The organism is Paenibacillus pinistramenti, from assembly GCF_005869875.1.
GTDB lineage: Bacteria > Bacillota > Bacilli > Paenibacillales > Paenibacillaceae > Fontibacillus > Fontibacillus pinistramenti.
On record NZ_VAWG01000001.1, the window covers coordinates 307,794 to 326,088 of the forward strand.

The 18,295-nt window shown below is 49.0% G+C and carries 22 protein-coding genes and 2 tRNA genes; 9 read left to right on the forward strand and 15 right to left on the reverse strand.

The window, feature by feature from the left end:
* Positions 1–47 precede the first annotated feature (47 nt).
* Both FCN15_RS19380 and FCN15_RS19385 read left to right on the forward strand, forming a co-directional pair.
* Positions 48–233: an ATP-dependent DNA ligase gene (locus FCN15_RS19380; protein WP_238996477.1), complete on the forward strand. Its 186-nt coding sequence runs from the start codon at positions 48–50 to the stop codon at positions 231–233.
* Between the two features lie 256 nt (positions 234–489).
* Entirely contained in the window at positions 490–825 is a 336-nt protein-coding gene (locus FCN15_RS19385; RefSeq protein ID WP_420819535.1) for a tyrosine-type recombinase/integrase, read from the forward strand.
* Here FCN15_RS19385 and FCN15_RS01435 read toward each other — a convergent pair.
* The 3 genes from FCN15_RS01435 to FCN15_RS01445 form a co-directional block, all read right to left on the reverse strand.
* Positions 779–850, reverse strand: a tRNA-Val gene (locus FCN15_RS01435). The two genes, FCN15_RS19385 and FCN15_RS01435, sit on opposite strands and share 47 nt — an antisense overlap.
* A 91-nt stretch (positions 851–941) precedes the next feature.
* Complete coding sequence (locus FCN15_RS01440) at positions 942–1,613, reverse strand: hypothetical protein (protein WP_162515263.1); 672 nt, start codon at positions 1,611–1,613, stop codon at positions 942–944.
* Positions 1,614–1,915: 302 nt separating this feature from the next.
* Positions 1,916–2,344, reverse strand: coding sequence for a CBS domain-containing protein (locus FCN15_RS01445; RefSeq protein WP_138493157.1), 429 nt, complete (start codon positions 2,342–2,344; stop codon positions 1,916–1,918).
* Between the two features lie 187 nt (positions 2,345–2,531).
* On the opposite strand from FCN15_RS01445, the gene FCN15_RS01450 reads away from it, so the two are divergent.
* Both FCN15_RS01450 and FCN15_RS01455 read left to right on the forward strand, forming a co-directional pair.
* The gene (locus tag FCN15_RS01450; RefSeq protein ID WP_138493158.1) at positions 2,532–2,801 is read left to right on the forward strand and encodes a hypothetical protein; all 270 of its coding nucleotides are present in this window, start codon (positions 2,532–2,534) and stop codon (positions 2,799–2,801) included.
* 92 nt (positions 2,802–2,893) lie between these two features.
* Positions 2,894–3,241 carry a hypothetical protein gene (locus tag FCN15_RS01455; protein WP_138493159.1) on the forward strand — a complete coding sequence of 116 codons (348 nt, stop codon included), beginning with the start codon at positions 2,894–2,896 and terminating at the stop codon, positions 3,239–3,241.
* A 27-nt stretch (positions 3,242–3,268) separates the two neighbouring features.
* On the opposite strand, the gene FCN15_RS01460 is transcribed toward FCN15_RS01455, so the two are convergent.
* Positions 3,269–3,736: a general stress protein gene (locus FCN15_RS01460; protein WP_138493160.1), complete on the reverse strand. Its 468-nt coding sequence runs from the start codon at positions 3,734–3,736 to the stop codon at positions 3,269–3,271.
* A 361-nt stretch (positions 3,737–4,097) separates the two neighbouring features.
* Here FCN15_RS01460 and FCN15_RS01465 point away from each other — a divergent pair, with 361 nt between their 5' ends.
* Positions 4,098–4,631 (forward strand): DoxX family protein, encoded by a 534-nt coding sequence (locus tag FCN15_RS01465; RefSeq protein ID WP_138493161.1) that lies wholly within the window; start codon positions 4,098–4,100, stop codon positions 4,629–4,631.
* Positions 4,632–4,818: 187 nt separating this feature from the next.
* Here FCN15_RS01465 and FCN15_RS01470 read toward each other — a convergent pair whose 3' ends face one another.
* Together FCN15_RS01470 and FCN15_RS01475 are read right to left on the reverse strand one after the other, a co-directional pair.
* On the reverse strand, positions 4,819–5,397 hold the full coding sequence (locus tag FCN15_RS01470) for an LOG family protein (protein WP_138493420.1): 579 nt from the start codon (positions 5,395–5,397) through the stop codon (positions 4,819–4,821).
* A gap of 82 nt (positions 5,398–5,479) precedes the next feature.
* On the reverse strand, positions 5,480–6,508 hold the full coding sequence (locus FCN15_RS01475) for a LacI family DNA-binding transcriptional regulator (RefSeq protein ID WP_138493162.1): 1,029 nt from the start codon (positions 6,506–6,508) through the stop codon (positions 5,480–5,482).
* A gap of 106 nt (positions 6,509–6,614) precedes the next feature.
* Between FCN15_RS01475 and manA the strand changes: the two genes are divergently transcribed.
* Positions 6,615–7,559: a mannose-6-phosphate isomerase, class I gene (manA, locus tag FCN15_RS01480; RefSeq protein WP_138493163.1), complete on the forward strand. Its 945-nt coding sequence runs from the start codon at positions 6,615–6,617 to the stop codon at positions 7,557–7,559.
* Positions 7,560–7,785: 226 nt separating this feature from the next.
* On the opposite strand, the gene FCN15_RS01485 is transcribed toward manA, so the two are convergent.
* The 6 genes from FCN15_RS01485 to rnhA all read right to left on the reverse strand — a co-directional run bounded on the left by FCN15_RS01485 (position 7,786) and on the right by rnhA (position 13,249).
* The gene (locus tag FCN15_RS01485; RefSeq protein ID WP_138493164.1) at positions 7,786–8,001 is read right to left on the reverse strand and encodes a DUF3006 domain-containing protein; all 216 of its coding nucleotides are present in this window, start codon (positions 7,999–8,001) and stop codon (positions 7,786–7,788) included.
* Positions 8,002–8,006: 5 nt separating this feature from the next.
* Positions 8,007–8,942 (reverse strand): ComEC/Rec2 family competence protein, encoded by a 936-nt coding sequence (locus tag FCN15_RS01490; protein WP_138493165.1) that lies wholly within the window; start codon positions 8,940–8,942, stop codon positions 8,007–8,009.
* A gap of 171 nt (positions 8,943–9,113) precedes the next feature.
* Positions 9,114–11,255 carry an Ig-like domain-containing protein gene (locus FCN15_RS01495; protein WP_138493166.1) on the reverse strand — a complete coding sequence of 714 codons (2,142 nt, stop codon included), beginning with the start codon at positions 11,253–11,255 and terminating at the stop codon, positions 9,114–9,116.
* Positions 11,256–11,381: 126 nt separating this feature from the next.
* Entirely contained in the window at positions 11,382–11,810 is a 429-nt protein-coding gene (locus FCN15_RS01500) for a hypothetical protein (RefSeq protein ID WP_138493167.1), read from the reverse strand.
* Between the two features lie 24 nt (positions 11,811–11,834).
* On the reverse strand, positions 11,835–12,497 hold the full coding sequence (gene ung, locus FCN15_RS01505) for a uracil-DNA glycosylase (RefSeq protein WP_138493168.1): 663 nt from the start codon (positions 12,495–12,497) through the stop codon (positions 11,835–11,837).
* A gap of 98 nt (positions 12,498–12,595) precedes the next feature.
* Complete coding sequence (rnhA, locus tag FCN15_RS01510; RefSeq protein ID WP_138493169.1) at positions 12,596–13,249, reverse strand: ribonuclease H; 654 nt, start codon at positions 13,247–13,249, stop codon at positions 12,596–12,598.
* 244 nt (positions 13,250–13,493) lie between these two features.
* Between rnhA and FCN15_RS01515 the strand changes: the two genes are divergently transcribed.
* Positions 13,494–14,039 (forward strand): glutathione peroxidase, encoded by a 546-nt coding sequence (locus FCN15_RS01515; protein WP_138493170.1) that lies wholly within the window; start codon positions 13,494–13,496, stop codon positions 14,037–14,039.
* 90 nt (positions 14,040–14,129) lie between these two features.
* On the opposite strand, the gene FCN15_RS01520 is transcribed toward FCN15_RS01515, so the two are convergent.
* Positions 14,130–14,215: transfer RNA gene (locus FCN15_RS01520), tRNA-Leu, on the reverse strand.
* Positions 14,216–14,328: 113 nt separating this feature from the next.
* Positions 14,329–14,751 carry a ferritin-like domain-containing protein gene (locus FCN15_RS01525; protein WP_138493171.1) on the reverse strand — a complete coding sequence of 141 codons (423 nt, stop codon included), beginning with the start codon at positions 14,749–14,751 and terminating at the stop codon, positions 14,329–14,331.
* Positions 14,752–14,907: 156 nt separating this feature from the next.
* Between FCN15_RS01525 and FCN15_RS01530 the strand changes: the two genes are divergently transcribed.
* Both FCN15_RS01530 and FCN15_RS01535 read left to right on the forward strand, forming a co-directional pair.
* Entirely contained in the window at positions 14,908–15,705 is a 798-nt protein-coding gene (locus FCN15_RS01530; RefSeq protein WP_203232063.1) for a polysaccharide deacetylase family protein, read from the forward strand.
* Between the two features lie 149 nt (positions 15,706–15,854).
* Positions 15,855–16,040 (forward strand): hypothetical protein, encoded by a 186-nt coding sequence (locus tag FCN15_RS01535; protein ID WP_138493173.1) that lies wholly within the window; start codon positions 15,855–15,857, stop codon positions 16,038–16,040.
* Between the two features lie 155 nt (positions 16,041–16,195).
* Here FCN15_RS01535 and FCN15_RS01540 read toward each other — a convergent pair whose 3' ends face one another.
* On the reverse strand, positions 16,196–18,013 hold the full coding sequence (locus FCN15_RS01540; RefSeq protein ID WP_138493174.1) for an APC family permease: 1,818 nt from the start codon (positions 18,011–18,013) through the stop codon (positions 16,196–16,198).
* Positions 18,014–18,295: the final 282 nt, after the last annotated feature.

The window sequence follows — 18,295 nt, forward strand, 5'->3', positions numbered from 1 at the left end:
CAAACGCTATAATCGGTAAAGAGGTGTTTTTATGTTTATTTGATTCGATGCTACTAGCGACGGCGCCCGGTCCGTTTTCCGATCCGCGCTTTATCTACGAGCCGAAAATCGACGGCCATCGCCTTATATATTCCCAAAAGTCCGGCAACGTCCGACTGTATACCCGACACAATAACGACTGTGCCCGGCAATACCCAGAGCTGCATTTGCATTTCCCAGACGATAAATTTTAGATGGAGCGGTCGCTTGGGTAGATCCTGAAATTGGCATTTCGATTTTTCGAGGATGTTATGAGCCGATTTCAGGCCAAACGGGCCCATAGGATTTCACGCATGACCGTTCAGCAGCCGGCTTTCTTCGCTATATTCGATATATTGATGTTAAAGTGTCAAACCTTCGTGGACTGCTACTGATGGAGCGTAAGGAAATACTATCTGGTCTTTCCCTTCCTTCCGGAAACCTTGCAGAGAGAAAGCTAAAGGTGAGGAAGTGGAGCTACTCCAGAAAATTCGTTTCCACGATCTCCGGCATACTCATGTGGTTATGCTCTTCAAGATGCGAGAGAACAGCAAGCGGATTGCAGAGCGTATGGGCTGGTCCAGTATTAAGATACTCGACCGATATTCCCACATCACACCACACATGCAAAGGGAGACCGTGGACGCCTTCGGGGAAATGTTTTTCTCGGCACCAACTATGTATTTTGGAGGCTTATGTAAGTGCATATTTCTGCCAATAAAAAGAGAAAAACCCTTGATATACAAGGGTTTTTCTCGTATAGGACGGATGGGGATCGAACCCATGACCCCTACCCTGTCAAGGTAGTGCTCTCCCGCTGAGCTACCGTCCTTCAGCGAGATTCATAATATCATACCTTCCTCAAGAAAAGCAAGAAAGAAATTTATTCAGCAAATGCATTACACTTCAACATTAGCGAAGCATTACCCGTAGGCCCTGGTGTCCTGCTTGTTGAGCCGGGTCAGTTCCTCTTCAACAAACTTGACGGATTCCACTACATTCAGCCAGACCGGATCATCCTCAAGCCCCAAGGTGAACACAAGATGCTTGACCTCGAAGTAAAGCCGCTTCACTTCTCCCAGCTTCTCCTCAAGCGTGACTCTGTCCTCTACCTCCAGGTAGAATTCCAAGGCATTAATCCGCTTAATCAGCTTATGAAATTTGAAAGCTCTCTCGCCCTCAGGGAACAGGTTCTCCCGGCTCAGGCGGGGAAAAGGCTTCGGCATATCCGGTTCGCGGTTGGCCTCGTCCGCTTCCCTGTCATATCTGGGGAGAGGATCTGAGGCGGAACCGCCGCCAGCCGGGCTGTATTCATGACTTTCATTTAAAGGAGGATCTACATTCCGTCTTCTTCTCGTTCTGATCACCACGTCTCTGACGTCCTGAAGCAGCCGGATGACCTCGGAGAAGCCGATAATCAGAAAGCCGGGAATCATGGTGGATGCCCAAATAGTCAGGGTGGCGCCGAGATCAAAGCCTGAACGGCTCTCTTCCGCCGCACCGCCCGCTGCAAAACCGCTTACAAAACCAAAGGCAAGAATGATTATGCCGATCCAGAACAATATTTTACTGATGACATTACGGTTTGGCTGCATCATAACTCTGCTCCTTTATCCCCATTTCAGTATTTACCAAACGCTCCGTCCATACATGTATATTCAATCCTGCCCTCCCTGGCTCCATTTATCTAAGCCAAAGCTCCTTCAGCAGAAAAATGGAATTTTCCGCATATTATGAACTTATTATACAAGCAGATGGGAGATGTTGTAAAAGATTTTTAAGCCTGACTACACGGCTTTGACATAAGAAAAGACAGCCCCTCAGGGCTGTCTTAGACTGAATCCGTAACATTCATAACATTCATAACGTTATCATGAACTCTAACGGTACACCGTTATTAGTGGATCTGCTGTGAAATATCGCTCAGCGCTTCGCCGGCATTATCAACAAAGATGTGCTTAACCGCCATATCCCCAATGGAGATAACCCCGATGAGGCGGTCGCCCTCCGTCACCGGCAGACGGCGGACCTGCTGCTCGGCCATCAGCTCGGCAGCGTCATCGACGGACATGTCCGCGGTGGCGGTTTGAAGATTTTTAGTCATAACCACATCAACAGCCGTTGAACCGGAATGCTTATCGGCATAACCGCGGATGACCAGGTCCCGGTCTGTTACCACGCCGATCAGGCGGTCGCTGCCTTCGCTTGCTACTACAGGAATGAAGCCGGTGTCATGCTCCTTCATTTTGACGGCGATTTCGTAAATGTTGTCCTGAGGCGTCACGGTGACCGGACTCTGAGTCATAATTTCTTTGACTTTTTTCATGTAAAGCACCTCCTTCTCAAATAAGATTTCCTTCAAGCGTGGTTTGCATGCACAAGGAGAGCCTGGCCGGCTCCTGATTTGTGAGGCTTTTTTCTTACAAATTGCTTATATCTAGACGAATAAACAAGAATACAAGCTGAGGCGACAGTATAATGCATTAACCCAACAACCAAGGAGTTGATTAGAGATGAACAAAGGATGCTGTCCTCCTGCTGATCCGATTGTGCTGGATCCCGTCGTTGCGGTGCAAAACTTCTATCATCCGCAGCTGGTTCCGGTCATTCAGCCCGTACAAATTGTGCATAAACACCACTGCGTTCCGGTTTATCAGCCATTTGTCACGTATAATATCATTGAAGCAGGACCTTCTGACACAGCCCCGACCGCCGGTACCCGCGCAGCCCGCCCTAATTCCCGCAGCGGCCGCAAATCTAAGAGAAATAAATCCAGAGCCTAATAAAACGCCAGAATCACCAAAAGATTCACTTTAAACTGGGCAGATGCATATTGTGGATTATCAAATAAATGAGCCCTTGGAGGTCGTCAAACATGTCTGCCCAATCCCCTTTTTCCTCCGTGATCCATCAGCTTCATCCAGACACAGCCTCATCCATCAAAGAAGTTCGGGAACAGTTTCACCAGCGCTGCGGGTACTACTTGAACCGTAACCTTCATGTCAAAACGGTGGATGGCAATACTTATGAAGGAATTGTTACAGCCATTGACAGCGGACATCTGTTCTTAAGTGTTCCGGCGCAGACCGCGGACCTGCAGAGCAGAGCCTATTTTCCGCCGCATGCCCCTTATCCGGGCTATCCTCCGTATCCTCCAGCCAATCCTGGCCGGGTCATTCTGCCGCTTGTGCTTTATGAGCTTCTGGTGGTCAGCTTGCTTTGATTTGATTTCATCCCGTCCTAAGCTGATTTAACTTGAAAGGCTGTCATGCTCGTGCATGGCATCCTTTATCGAGACGGCCTTCTCCTCATCACACTGAACCAATACCAGAAAGCGTCCGTCTGCAACCTGTTTGTGATACATCTGCGCATCTTCTTCAGGCACACCAATGCCAATGAGAGGAACAGCCAGAGAATCGCTTGCTGCCCACAGATCCGCTCCGGCAAGAGTTTCCGCTGCAGGACCTAAAGCAGAGGCTTCACCTCTGGCTCCCTCCATTATTTCCGTAAGTCCTCTCAGCACGCCAAAAATCGTATTCCCCGCATTCCCGCTCTCCGGTGCCTTCCATCCCGCATCCTCAGCTATTTGGTTCAATTCATTGTAGTCCTTGACTATGATTAAGATATCCTTTGAATCGACATCTTGTTTCTTCAAATCCTCAATCAGCAGCGACACATCCTGCCTGTTAGCAAATAATCCGGCGACCAGCTTCGTCATTGAAACCCCTCCTCGTTCTCTTTGTTAAGCTGTACATAATCTTGATTGTTGAGCTGTACATTTTCCTCAAGTGCTGTAATTTATGCTTGTTAACCTCTTGATTAACCGCTCACTTGTCCTAATAAACGCTTATGAAGAGATTAAAACAATTTGGAGTCCAAGCCCGTTACCCTCATTAGCTCGAAGATCATTAATAAAAAATTGAAATAAATTTATTGAATGTGATTTAAATCACATATATTGTGAAATAAATCACTTATACTAAAGCCATAAGAGATGATCATCTTACAAAGAAACAACAAAAGAAACAACAAAAGAAACAACAAACCCAAATAGAGAATCTATCAAAGGAGAGATTTATATGTTTAACAATTGGCTGAGAACTAACAAAGTTGCAATGTGGCTGCTGACTGTCGTCAGAGTTTATCTTGGATACCAATGGATCACACACGGCTATGAAAAATTGACTGGCGGCTTTGACGCAGGCGGTTTCCTGCAAGGCGCCATCGCTAAAAGCACCGGCGAAAACCCTGCTGTTCAAGGCTGGTGGGCGGACTTCCTGCAGCAATTCGCTCTTCCTCATGTCGGCCTCTTCAATGTCATTGTACCGCTCGGAGAGTTTCTGGTCGGACTGGGACTGATTCTCGGTACCTTCAGCACCTTCGCAGCACTGATGGCCGTAGTTATGAACAGCGCGTTCTTGTTCTCGGGTACAGTAAGCACTAATGCTCAAATGCTCATTTTGGAAATCTTCCTTGTTGTCGCAGCTGCTAACGCCGGCAAAATCGGTCTTGACCGCTGGGTGATGCCTTTCCTGCGTAACCTCTTTAAACGGGAGGAAAACAAAACCGGCCCTGACGCCCACATTCCAACCCATAGCAAACATGCTGCCTGATCGAAGCTGCACCAATAAACGAATATAAATATAAATACAATTACAAATACAAATAAGAATATAGATAATAGAGTGGAGAAAACCATACAAGCCCCTGTTAAGCGAATGAGCTTAGAGGGGCTTGTTTTTTTGCCTGTATTGGCCTATTACCTGTATTGGCCTATAGGGTTAAGCAGCTTCCGGCTGCCTAACCCTTCCACTCCCAGCCTGCTCCGGATAATCCGGCAGCTTGCAGCTTCATCTTCTCAAGCAGGGCAAGCGGTTCTTCCGCAACATGAATGGAGTCCAGCGTAGCCGGTCCAGTAAAGCCCTCCTTGACGCTGTGTTCTATAAAAGAAATCAGCGGATTGTAATATCCGCCCACATTGAGCAGGCCGACCGGCTTGCTGTGAATGCCGATTTGCGACCAGCACAGCACTTCAAACAATTCTTCAAATGTGCCTACGCCTCCTGGCAATGCAATGAACCCGTCGGCAAGCTCCCCCATTTTGGCCTTACGCGCATGCATGCCATCCACTTCAAACAATTCGGTCAAACTCCGGTGAACGATCTCTTCTTTAAAAAGACCTGTCGGCATTACTCCAATTACTTGGCCGCCGGCAGCAAGCGCTTCGTTTGCCGCACAGCCCATCAGACCATTCCGGGAACCGCCGTACACCAGTTTGATGCCTTCCACGGCCAGGGCCCGGCCCAAACTGACCGCAGCTTCCGTATACTCTGCAGCAATGCCAGGCCGGCTGCCTGCAAATACACAAATGGATCGCATCATGCTCAACTCCCGTCTCTTTATCAAGTGAACTGTTAAAAAGATTATATCTTCATTTTACTATATTCGATGCTGATTTATGTTAACCCTCCAACAAGCGGCATGTCGATTCCCGTACGACCAGGCTTGGCAGGACGCCAAAATAAATCCGCTCGCGGCTGCCCCCCGCTTCTGAGAGGAGCAGCCTGACGGCTGCTTCAGTCATGGCCTGCTTCGCAACCCGCATCGTTGACAGCGGAGGCGCCGCAGCTGCAGCCAGAGGAACATCATCAAATCCTATAACAGAGACTTCATTTGGAACCGCATATTTCCGCTCCCTCAGCAGCTCTGACAGAATCAAAGCAACCCGGTCATTGCTGCAGAAAAAAGCGGTCGGCATGCTGCCCTCGTGCCGGTCCAAAAATGCGGAAATCTCCTCCCGCGTCGATCGATATCCGTCCGAATAGATAAGACAATCCTCCATGTTAGGCTGCAGACCTTGGTCTGACAGCGCTTTCCAATAACCAAACCAGCGATCCTCATGACTTGTCGATAAATTGGACGGGCCTACAAAGCCGATGCGCTGGTGCCCAAGTTCCAGCAAATAAGCGACCGCCGCATGCGCCCCTTCCAGATTGGACGAGGCAGCCACAGCACATGGCAGATCGCGGTAATAGGAGTCGAGCATCACCTGCGGCGTCTTCAGCTCCCATACCATTCTGGCATAAGCTTTATGGATAATCCCGAACAGAATGACTCCTACGTGCTCGATCTCAAAAATCCCCGGCAGGATTCCCTGCTGCTCCATCTGCGCATCAATCCGGGCAATGACAGCGTTGCAGCCCTGTTTGCGGATGCTCGCTTCGAGTCCCCACAGCAAATCATGAAAATAGTGAAAATGTTCGTTATCCTCATAGCTCATTACCCGCTCCGGAACGAGCACCAGGATGTTGGGGCTGGCAGGGGATTTATCCGGCATGCCGTAGCCCAGCTCTTTCGCACGCTGTTTAATTTCTTTGCGCATCTGTTCACTAACGCCTTTCTTTCCTGATAAAGCTAGTGAAACCGCATTTTTAGATATATTCAGCTCATCCGCAATCGTCTGCATCGAAATCTTCTTTGGCCTTGCCACCTTTGCTATCCTCCTAAAACATGCTACACTAAAAATAATGATACTTTACATAAAAGTTTATCGTCAAGTTTTGTAAAGTAAAGTCTGTTTATAAAGGAGAATGGAGATGAACCAACCTATTTTTCTGAATCCCGTATTCCAGGACAGGATCTGGGGCGGCACAAAGCTTAACACTTTGTTTGGCTATGAAATTCCAAGCGACCACACGGGTGAGTGCTGGGCGGTATCGGCCCATCCAAACGGCCAAAGCACAGTTCGTGAAGGTGAATTTGCAGGTCAGAAACTAGGAGATTTATGGGCAAATCATCAAGAGCTGTTCCATTCAGATTCTAAAGTGTTCCCCCTGCTCACCAAGCTGCTGGATGCTTCGGATGATTTATCCGTCCAGGTTCATCCAGACGATACCTACGCGGGCGAACACGAGAACGGCGAGCTCGGCAAGACCGAATGCTGGTATATTGTAGACGCGGAGCCAGGTGCAGAAATCGTATACGGCCATGAAGCAGCCAGCAAAGAGCAGCTTGTCAGCTGGATTCAGGAAGGCAAATGGAACGAGCTCCTGACCCGGATTGCCGTCAAGCCCGGTGACTTCTTCTATGTACCAAGCGGTACGATCCATGCTCTTGGCAAAGGTATTGTGGTGCTGGAAACGCAGCAAAGCTCAGATACCACTTACCGGGTATATGATTATGACCGTAAAGACAGCGCAGGTAATACACGGGAACTGCATCTGGAGAAAGCGATTGATGTAACTACAATTCCTCAGCGCTATGTCCCAACGGAGCACCAGAGCAGCCAGCAGGACGGAACGACGATCACTACCTTCGTTTCTAACGATTTCTTTACGGTTCAAAAATGGGAAGTGAGCGGCCCGTCTGCATTTGAACCGGGCGCTGCCTATAAAATCTTCAGTGCCTTGAACGGAGAAGGCGAGCTCAAAGCCGGCGGCAAGGTCTATCCGGTCCGCAAGGGCGATCACTTCATCCTGCCGGCAGAATTTGGCCCGTATGAATTCACAGGCAGCCTGCAGTTCATCGTGTCCTGGGAATAAACGTTTTACGCGCTTGTACGCAAACTGCGAACCGGCAATTTAATATATTGTCTTATTAGCTCCTAACTAAACAAATAAGGGCAGCTCTTCTGGTTTATCAGAGGGTGCTGCCCTTTTTACTTGTACACGTATAGAGCTGTAATATCCTGCCACAGACTCAGATCAAGCTCGGGATTTGCAGGGCAGCGAGCTGAGCTGAGCTGAAGTAAGCTTACCTCAACTGGCCTTAATCGCCCCACACCTCATCCATTAACTTCTTCATGTCACAGGATCGCTGCGCCGTTGCCTTCTCATCCGGAATCCAGTTATGGCCATTCCAGCGGAGCACATCGCCTTGTTTGGCGTCGGTGCTGACCAGCTTACGATCGACATTGGTGGTCCGGCCATCGATCTCGACGATTGCAAATTGACCTTCAAAGCCTTCGAGGACGGCAAAATCCATATTCATCACCTCTCTGTCTGAATATTGAGCTTCGTTCCATCCGAGTCTACCTCAATCGTTCCCTGGAGATCATTCCGGTAGACTTGAATGCCCTGCTTCTTGAGCCTGTTTAGAATGGTCTGGGTCGGATGGCCATATTTGTTATCTTTGCCGACCTGAATAATCGCATAACGGGGATGAACCGCCTTAAGAAAGGACAAGGAGGTCGAGGATTTGGAGCCATGGTGCCCTACCAGAAGAACGTCAGCACTTAAGTCAGCCCCTGAAGCCAGCATATCCTTCTCGCTGGGAGATTCCGCATCCCCTGTCAGCAGGAAGGACGTGTCCCCGTATCCTATTTTAACCACAGCACTCCTATCATTGCTGTCCTCATAATTCTTAACCGGCGCGACCATCTTGACCGTAATTCCAGCTCCCAGATCCAGCGTTACTCCTGCTTTGGCCGTGTTCACCTTTAATCCCTTTCCCTTAATGGAGGTCAGCAGGGATTCAAAGGTTTTGGTGTTGGAGCTGGCTTTGGGCAGATAAATGCTCCCAATATCCGTCTGATCAATCACTTTATCCAATCCGCCGATATGATCCGCATCCGGGTGGGTTCCGACGACCACATCCAATTTCGTTATGCCATAAGCATGGAGATAATCAAGCATGAGCTGTTCCTTGTCATTGTTGCCGGCATCAATCAGCATAGTTTTGCCCGATGGGGCAATAACCAGCTGGGAAGCTCCCTGCCCGACATCCAGAAAGATCACCCTCAGATTATGCTGTCCTCCACCTTCAGAAGCGGGCAAGGTCTCATCTGCAGCCTGCTGGATGGCAGAGCATGCGGATAACCCAAGCAGCATTGCCGCGAGCAGAAGCAGCAGAAAGGCGGCTTGTCTCGCTTGCCTCCATCCTCTAAGGAGACTGTAAAACGGCCCCCGGTTCTTACGTAAATTCATAGCTGTCATTTCCCCTTATGTATTCTCACACTATAGAACATTTGTTCTTGTTATTGTACTATATTCTTCAACCTCGTTCAACCAGATGATAAGCTTTGCCCGGTCATTAACAAATAAAGATCTGCTTACAAAAAAAAGCCTGCCTCCAAAAGGAAACAGGCCTGAGCTTTGTTATTGTTTGACGGAGACCGAAATGGACACGGTCTTGCCGCCATATGTGGCTTTAATGGTTGCAGAGCCTTTGGCAACCGCGTCAATTTTGCCTGCGGAGACCTTGGCTACTGCCGATTTGCTGGTCGTCCAGGCAGCGCTGCTGGTGACGTTAACCGTTTCGCCTGTATCGTAAAGGGCAGTCAGCGTCACAGACTGGCTTGCTCCCGGAGCAAGCACAAAACGTTTCTCGCTTACGGTCAGCTTGGTCAGCTTATGAACAACACTTACGTTGACCGTATAAGTTTTACCTTGATAGGTTCCCGTAAGTTTTGCGGTTCCGATCGCAACCCCTTTAACCGTTGAGCCGCTTACCGAAGCGACGGTGTTATCTGACGAAACCCAATTCATTTTCGAGGAGAGGCTTACGGATTTGCCGTCAGCGTAATATCCTTTTACCGAGATGCTCTTGGATTTCTTAATGTTCAGTTCAATCGTTTGAGGGTCGATCACCATTGTGACCACCTCTGCTTCAACAGTCACCGGAATCTTGACCGTAGCGTTACGGTAAGTTCCAGTCAGTGTGGCCGAACCCTTGGCCAAGCCTTTGAGCGACTTGTCCTTAATTACGGCATAAGTTCCTGAAAGCGTCCAGGTAACATCGCTCGTTACGTCGGCTTCATCACCGTTCTCCATAACGGCTGTTACGTTTGGCAAGGCACTGGTTTTGCCGATGATTAACTGATAGCTTTCAACATCCGGCATGAGGACCAGCACTTTCTGCTGTACAGTCACATTGATCTCTGCGACCGTTACGCTGCCGATGGTAGCCGTCAGAACTGCGCTGCCGGTATCATCGGATTCAAGCTTGCTGGAGTCCACGGTGAAAATATCTTCATCGCTGGAAGTCCAGGTTACGAGCTTGGTAAAATCTTTCTCCGTCTCATCCAGGAGAGTGCCCGTCACTTCCGGAACATCAGCAGAATCGCCTTGGATAATCTCAATATCAGACGTATCGACATCAAACTTGGTAACTGTTGGATAAACCGTTACGGTAAAGCTTCTGCTTACCCCGAGATAGGTAACTGTTATCGTAGAGGTTCCAGCTGATTTCGGAGTAATAACGCCCCCGCTGACGCTCGCTGCGAGCAGATTGGACGTCTTCCATACGGCTTTGCTTGTCACATCCTCATAAGCTCCACTCGAATCAATCACTTTAGCTGTTACGGATTTGCTGCTGTCATTAAGGAACATCACCGCATTCTTCACAAAGCTGGAATCGCCAAGAATGATGGCTTCGTACGGATTACGGACATAAACGTCTTTCTGTGCTGTGCTGCCCAGATAAGTAGCAGTAATGGTTGCTTTGCCGAGTGTAAGAGGCGTTACCACACCATCCTCCACAGTGGCGACAGAGGTATCCGAGGAGCTCCAGGTTACTTTGCTTGTCACGTCCACCGGATTCTCATCGTCATCCGAATCAGCAGTAAGAACCGTAAGCTGTGATGTGCCCGCCCCTACTACCATTTCAAGATCATCGTCGCTTGAGAATGCCAGCGTTTCGAAAGGCGCTACTACTTCAATCTCCACACTGGTCTTAAGGCCTTTATATGTAGCTGTAATTGTTGCTGTTCCTTCTGAGACTAAAGTCAGGCTGCCTTCATCTACCGTCACAACACTGCTGTCGGATGTAGACCAGACTGCGTCGCTGCTTACGTCGGTACTGTCTGCCAAAGCTTTGATTGCCGCATCTTCAGTTCCCAGTTTGAACTCCGTATCATCGGCTGTATCAAAGGTCAGGGCGCTGTATGCGTATTGGACAGTTACCGTTTTGGTGGCAATAGCATTCTTGTATTTGGCGGTAATGGTTGCCGTCCCTTTGGCCACAGGAGTTAATAACCCGCCGCTCACCGTGACAATTTTCGAATCCGAAGTGGACCAGGTTACATCATTGGTGACGTCCTTGTCAGAAGCATCTTCAATGCTTGCAATAATTCGGAGCTGCTCCGTGTCCTCACCAACGGTAAGCACAATTTCCTTGTCGCTGTCAAAACTGATCGAATTAATATCGCCGGATGTTGCAAAAGCATTGCCCGGAATAATCGCCGACAGCAGCATCACGAGGCAGAGAAAGCACCCCATCCATTTCCTGTTAACTGTCATTTATTGTCTCTCTCCTTTATCAGTCTGGACTTCGGTCCGGTATACAAACCTATGTATTTTATCGACATGAATCTTCATTTTCGTTACCTTTAACCAACCTCTTCCTATAAAAATAGACAAAAAGGCCTAGTTGCCGCGGATGGAACGTACAACGAAACGGTGGTCCTGCTTCTCCAGCCGCTCTCCCGTTCTTAAGGTAACCGAATGCGCATCATGTCCAGAAAGGATGGAACGGTAATGAAGCACCCGGTCCCCCTTCCAGATCATAATCGGTGAACGGAACTGGACCGCGTTATCGAACTGCAGCTCCGAGTTCATCACATAGCCTACCGAGTGCGGTCTAGGCGCCAGCCCTGCCGCAGTCCCTCTCCGGAAGGGTCCCGGATCAGCAGGAATAATCTTCAAAATCTCCTCAAGCGGAATGTAGACCGGCTTCGGTCCAAGGAGCAGCCGCTCTCTGTCGTAATCCCAGGCTTCGATCCTGGCTGAATACGTTCTTTCCTCATTGCGTCGAATTATAGTAACGTAACGTCCCGTCCATTTTGAAAGCTTCAACCTGTATCACTCCCTATCATCCCTTTAAAAGAGCCTCCAGTCGACCGGCGTTCGTCCGTGACTGCTCAAGAAAGCGTTGCATCTGGAGAAAGGCCTGCTGCCGAAAAATCCATGCCTCGCCGAAAGCGGACTCGGATGTGCAGAAGCAATAATCTCATGCCGCCTGGCGTCGATGATTGCCCCTTTCCTGCGGGCATAGTTGCCCCACAGCACAAACACGATCGGGAAAGGCGCTTCATTAAGCTTAGTAATTACTGCATCGGTAAATATCTCCCAACCTTTGCCAAGATGGGAATTCGGCATCCCTTCCCTCACCGTCAATATGGAGTTGAGCAGCAGCACGCCCTGTTCCGCCCAAGGCGTAAGCGTTCCATTCAGGGGAACAGGCACGTTCAAATCAGCCGACATTTCCTTAAAAATATTATGAAGAGACGGCGGAATGCGCACCCCGGGCATAACGGAGAAGCTCAGCCCGTGAGCCTGTCCCAGCTTGTAATAAGGGTCCTGCCCGACAATCACTGCTTTGACCTTATGGTAAGGCGTCAGCTTCAGGGCCTGAAACAATAAAGGGCGGGGCGGAAACACCATATGCTCTCTGTATTCATGGTCCAGCCAAGCCATCAGGTCTTTGAAGTAAGGTTTGCCTGTCTCATCCTGCAAGATCTCGTCCCAATCGTTGCCAAACATCGGTTCATCTCTCCTGTCCCGTATAAGCTCTACAGTTCTTTACCCAAAAACCATTGAGCCTGCCTACAGAACAAGACAATCTCCGAGCAAAATTGAGATTATTTGCGGCCGTAATCCGCTTTGATCTCGCCCCAGTGCTGCGTCTGCCACTTCAGCACCGGAGTAGAGTAGGCGTTCGTGTTCAGCCAGTTCAGCGCCCGGTCGATCAGGGCCCAGATTTCAGCGGTTGAGCTGTCACGGGGGAGCGTCGTAGCGACCCGTTTATTTTTCACCCAATTGATGGCATTTACCGAATCGGAATAGACGATCTTGTCGCTGCCCGTTTTCTTAATAAGCGCCAAAGCATGGACAATCGCCAGAAATTCCCCGATATTATTGGTTCCTTTCGCAACCGGCCCGACTTCAAAGATTACCTTGCCTGTTGCGGTATCTACGCCTTTATATTCAACCGGTCCCGGGTTGCCCCGCGTGCCCACATCCACCGAAATACTGTTGTAGTTGATTTCACCGATTTGTTCGGGCTTTGCGGCTTTACCGCTTCTTCCTGCACGGGAGGTCTGGCTTGCCCCGGCTCCGCTGCCCCAGTTGCCCTTCCAGCCTGCCTTGAATGCCGCTTCTGCTTCAGCCCGGCTTGGATAAGCCTTGAATTTGGCCCCGGTATATCCGCTGGTCTGCTTCTGGCATTCCGCCCAGGACGCGTAAACGCCGGGCACCTTGCCTTCCCAAACTACATAAAACTTCTGCCCTGCCAACACTTTCAGCTCCTTGATGGTCTGTATGATAAAAAAATCCTCTTTCACTCCATTCCACACATGAGCGCAGAAAAAACGTAAAAGAGGATGGTTACGTATAAATAGATTACTTTAAAGCGCATGACGCGTCAATGCCGGTCCCTTAGCCGGGAATTCACCTATAAGAGTTATTCATCTTATATATTAGACCAATAAGCATTCCTGCCTTATGCTATATTAAAAATTCAGCAGGAGGGATGATTGGATGTCTATTTATGATTTTACAGTTCATTCAGCCAGCGGAATACCTGTTAAGTTATCCGATTATAAAGGCAAAGTTCTCCTCATCGTCAACACGGCCAGCAGATGCGGATATTCCAAGCAATTCAAGGGCCTCCAGCTTCTATATGATACTTTTCAAGATCAAGGATTTGAAATACTTGGGTTCCCCTGCAATCAATTTAATGATAAAGAGCCGGGACCGAGTGAAGAAATTCAGGCTTACTGCGAGAAGCAATTTGGAGTAACGTTTCCGCTCTTTGACAAAGTGGAGGTCAGAGGCCCAGCGGCGCATCCCCTCTTCCAATTTCTTATCCGAGAAGAACCTTTTAAAGGCTTTGACACGCAAACAGCTGACGGGCTTTGGATGCGGGACTTTATGCTTGAAAAATATCCGGAGATTTACGCTGGGGACGGAGTGAAATGGAACTTTACCAAATTTCTGATCAGCCGCTCCGGACAGGCTGCTGGCAGATACGAGCCCCCAGTTGCACCCGAAGATTTAAGGGATGTTGTCCAGTCTCTTTTGTAAGTATATTTTGAAAGTATATTTTGTAAGTATAAATAGACAAAAAATCCTGCCGGGACGAATCCCTGCAGGATTTTCTCTAACCATTTAGGATGCCGAGGACCGGGATCGAACCGGTACGGTAGTCACCTACCGCAGGATTTTAAGTCCTGTGCGTCTGCCAATTCCGCCACCCCGGCAGAGGCAAGTACAAAGCGTCAACTTAACAAGCAACCGGTACAGCGACCAGAGAGCTTCGAGTGACGACATTTGTTATCTTACCATGACAATAACAATTGTGCAAGCTTTAAATTTAACGGCGGCTTAAAAAATATAGAAACCAAACGGCGTGATTTTGTTCATCGGCAGCAGCCCGCTTGAACTGTTCTCTAATGAAGGGATTGAGGGTCTTGTCTGCGACCTGGCGGTAGAAATCATTCGTATTTTGCTCGTCTTTAAAGGAGCTGTTTAAGCCTGCCGCATAGTCGGATGGGCATGGCCCTGTCAATTGCGGTCTGGGCTGTCTGCCGGTTAGTGAAATATAGATATGCGAAAAAATGTGAAAATGCTTGATCTCATCTTTTCTGATCTCAAGAATCCGATTCCGCTCTTCTTCCTGATCCGCCAGCTTTGCCAGCTGTTCATAACACACAATAGCATTGTATTCGCCGTTTAAAGTACGTTCCAGGTCTGAAATCAGCCCGTCATTCATCCCGTAATGGTTTGCATAATACATCGTTCCGGCTCCTCCCATTTATTCTCCCCTAAGGACTCCCTAAAGAATTATATGAAGCAATCTGGGCGGATGTGCATGATTCTTTACGGCGGATAAATGAACACAGCATGCATGAATAACCAGCTTCTCCACCATAATAAGAGGGTTACTTTCTTAATGGAAGGAGACTGGAAAGCGGTGAAAATAAAGCATTGGGCTGCAGTTCTAGTTTGTCTGACGCTGTGCGCCGAACAAACTGCTGCTGCCTCGCCTGCCGGGCAAAAAGGACGGGATTATTATGAAGCCCGCGGAGAAATCGTGTGGGAGGTCCCCACCACAGACAAGGTTGTAGCGCTAACCTTTGACGACGGCCCAGACCCGGAGAAGACCCCGGCTATACTGAATTTGCTGAAGCAGTACGATGCCAAAGCAACCTTTTTCGTTGTTGGCAACCGTGTGGAGCAGTACCCGGACATCCTTCTTGAGGAATTCAGAGAGGGTCATGAAATCGGCAACCACACTTATAAGCATACCTATTTCAATATGATAAAAAATGCGCGGACCATGCCTGAGGAGATCAGCAGGACCGAGGATTCGATCTTTGCCCTGACCGGGCAGCGGACAACTCTGTTCCGGCCGCCGGGCGGCTATTACAACAGCCAGCTCATCGACTACACCAAAAGCCACGGCTATCTGGCCGTCCTGTGGTCCTGGCATCAGGACACCCGGGACTGGGCCCGCCCCGGCGTAGGAAGAATTACGGATAAAGTGCTCCGGAATCTCCATAGCGGGGACATTATTTTGATGCATGATCATGTAGAGCACAGCCTTCAAACCGTTGAGGCGCTGAGAATCATCCTGCCTGAGCTTAAGAAACGGGGCTACGAATGTGTGACAGTAACGGAGCTGCTCAAGCACCAGCAGGGCACTGAGCCGGTACGCAATGATCCTAACAGCAAGAAAGCAGGTCCTTAACAAGGAGATTAACGGCAAAAAGGGCTTGCAGCCTGTTTCAAAATACTCCTGCATTGGTTACTACGTTACATATTCCCTTGCCGCTTAGGCAGGACTGGCTCAAGCAGCTGAGCCCGTAACTCAGTCTGATTGCTGAAAGGAGAACAAAGATGGCTTCCAAAGATACAAGCTCCAAACGTGAACCTGGCTTCGATTCGATTCCGGCTCCTGATTCCAGCCGGCCTGCTCCTACTGATGCGCTTGATCAGGTGATTGGAGGAATGATGGATCAAATCCAAGAGGATGCTACGGGTGAGAAGCCCAAGAATCCGTCAGAACAGAAAGATCAGGGGTAATCCGGTTATAACGGAATACCCCTTTTTCTTATGCTGACCTGAAGCCGGCGGTTCCCGGGCTGATGGGCTTTAACGATGTACAGGCTCAACTGTGTACAAATCATGCAAAAAGGCTGCAGGGTAATCCCTGCAGCCTTTCTCATAATCCCATACCATTATTTATCGAGGTGGAACGGCACAGTGGTGATAATAACTTCCTTGTTGCGGATGAAGAATGCGCGCATCATGATGCTGGTCTGGTTGTGCAGCACATTTTCCCACCAGTGCTTGGTAATAAATTGAGGGATCAGGATGGTGACATGGTCTTCTGCCGCCTTCTTCCATTCCACGGTTTGAATGAATTTGTAGAGCGGCCGCATAATGCTCCGGTACCGCGACTTCAAGACAATCAGGCGGATGCCCGGATCCCACTCCTCCCACTTCTGCTCCATCTTGGCAATGGATTCATCATCAAAGCCGATGTAGACGGCCACGACGTTGTTCGAGAGCGTTTTGGCATAACTTACGGTATTCAGCACCACTCTTGTAATTCCTGAGATCGGAATGATAACGGTGTTGCCTTTAGTAATCGGTTTATCAGTGGTCAAATCAATCCGCAGCTGGTCTGCGGTATTGTCATAGTGGGTTCTGATCTTGTAGAACAAATAGACAACAAAAGGCAGAAAGATGAAGGCCATCCAGACCTGATGAAATTTAGTGAAAATAAAGATCAGCGTGATGAACAGGGTTACGAGCATGCCCACCGTATTAATGAACAGCTTGACGACCCAGCCGCGCGGCTTCAGACGTACCCATCTTACCATCATGCCTGCCTGGGAAAGGGTGAACGGAATAAATACACCCACCGCATAAAGCGGAATCAGCGCCTCCGTATTCCCGTGGAACGCAATAACCAGAACCGCCGAAAGTACACTCAGGAACAGAATGCCGTTCGAGAAGCCGAGACGGTCGCCGCGAACCATGAACATGTGCGGCATGAATTTATCTTTAGCCAGCATAAACGCCAGCAGAGGAAATGCGGAATATGCCGTATTGGCCGCAAGGAACAGAATAACAGCCGTTACAGCTTGTATGATATAGTACATGAATCCGCGTCCGAAGGTCGCTTCAGCGATCTGGGAGACAACGGTTGATTTGGTCTCCGGCGCAACGCCGAACCAGTAAGCCAGCAAGGTAATGCCGGAAAACATTGCACCGAGGATGAGTCCCATCATCATCAGTGTTCTGGCTGCATTTTTCGGAGCAGGGTCTCTGAAGTTCGGAATGGCGTTGGAGACCGCCTCCACCCCGGTTAACGCGGAACAGCCGGAACAAAACGCCTTAAGCAGCAGAAACAGGCTTACATTTGAAACGGCCGAGCCGAATTCAGCATGGGCCACAGGCGCGCCTTGAGTAATATATTTAAAAATGCCGCACACGATCAGAACGAAGATGGCCACCACAAACGCATAGATCGGTACGGCCAAAATCGAGGCGGACTCGGTAACTCCCCTAAGATTCAGAATCGTCAGAAATACAATCATAATCAGGGCAATTGTGACCCGGTACTCGTGCAAGGATGGAAACGCCGACGTGATCGCGTCAGTTCCCGCTGAAGAGCTTACGGCTACTGTCAGAATATAATCGACCAGCAGCGAGCCGCCGGCCAGGAGACTGGGCGCTTTACCCAAGTTATCTTTAGCCACGATATAGGCCCCGCCGCCGCTTGGATAGGCGAATATCGTCTGGCGGTAAGAGCTGATCAGAATAACCAGAAGCGCAAGAACCGCGACAGCGATCGGAAGTGAATACCACAGCGCCATAAATCCAGCAGCTATCAGAACGAGCAGGATCTGTTCAGTACCGTAAGCTACGGAAGACAAGGCGTCGGAGGACAAAATGGCGAGCGCCTTCAGCTTACTTAACTTCTCCCCTTCCAGCTCAGCCGACTTCATAGGTCTGCCGATCACAAGCCGCTTAACTTTCTCAAACATGTTAATTCATCATCCTTTACACTTCGAGTGACATTCAAATTTATGAAGCAATTGATATTATTGCCGAATTCATTTTTGTTTTCAACTGTTTTTCATATTGTTTTGCAAATATTTCTTGTTATCCATTAAAGGTATTTTCCGAATTTGAAACTCTACAACAAGTTAGCTTTACTATTCCCGAAATGCTGTTAATTTCCTCATAGACATTCTGAACCAAATAAATCTAATTATAAGCATAAGCACCGGCTTCAATATTATGCACATAAGCCGCGCCTTTCCGGG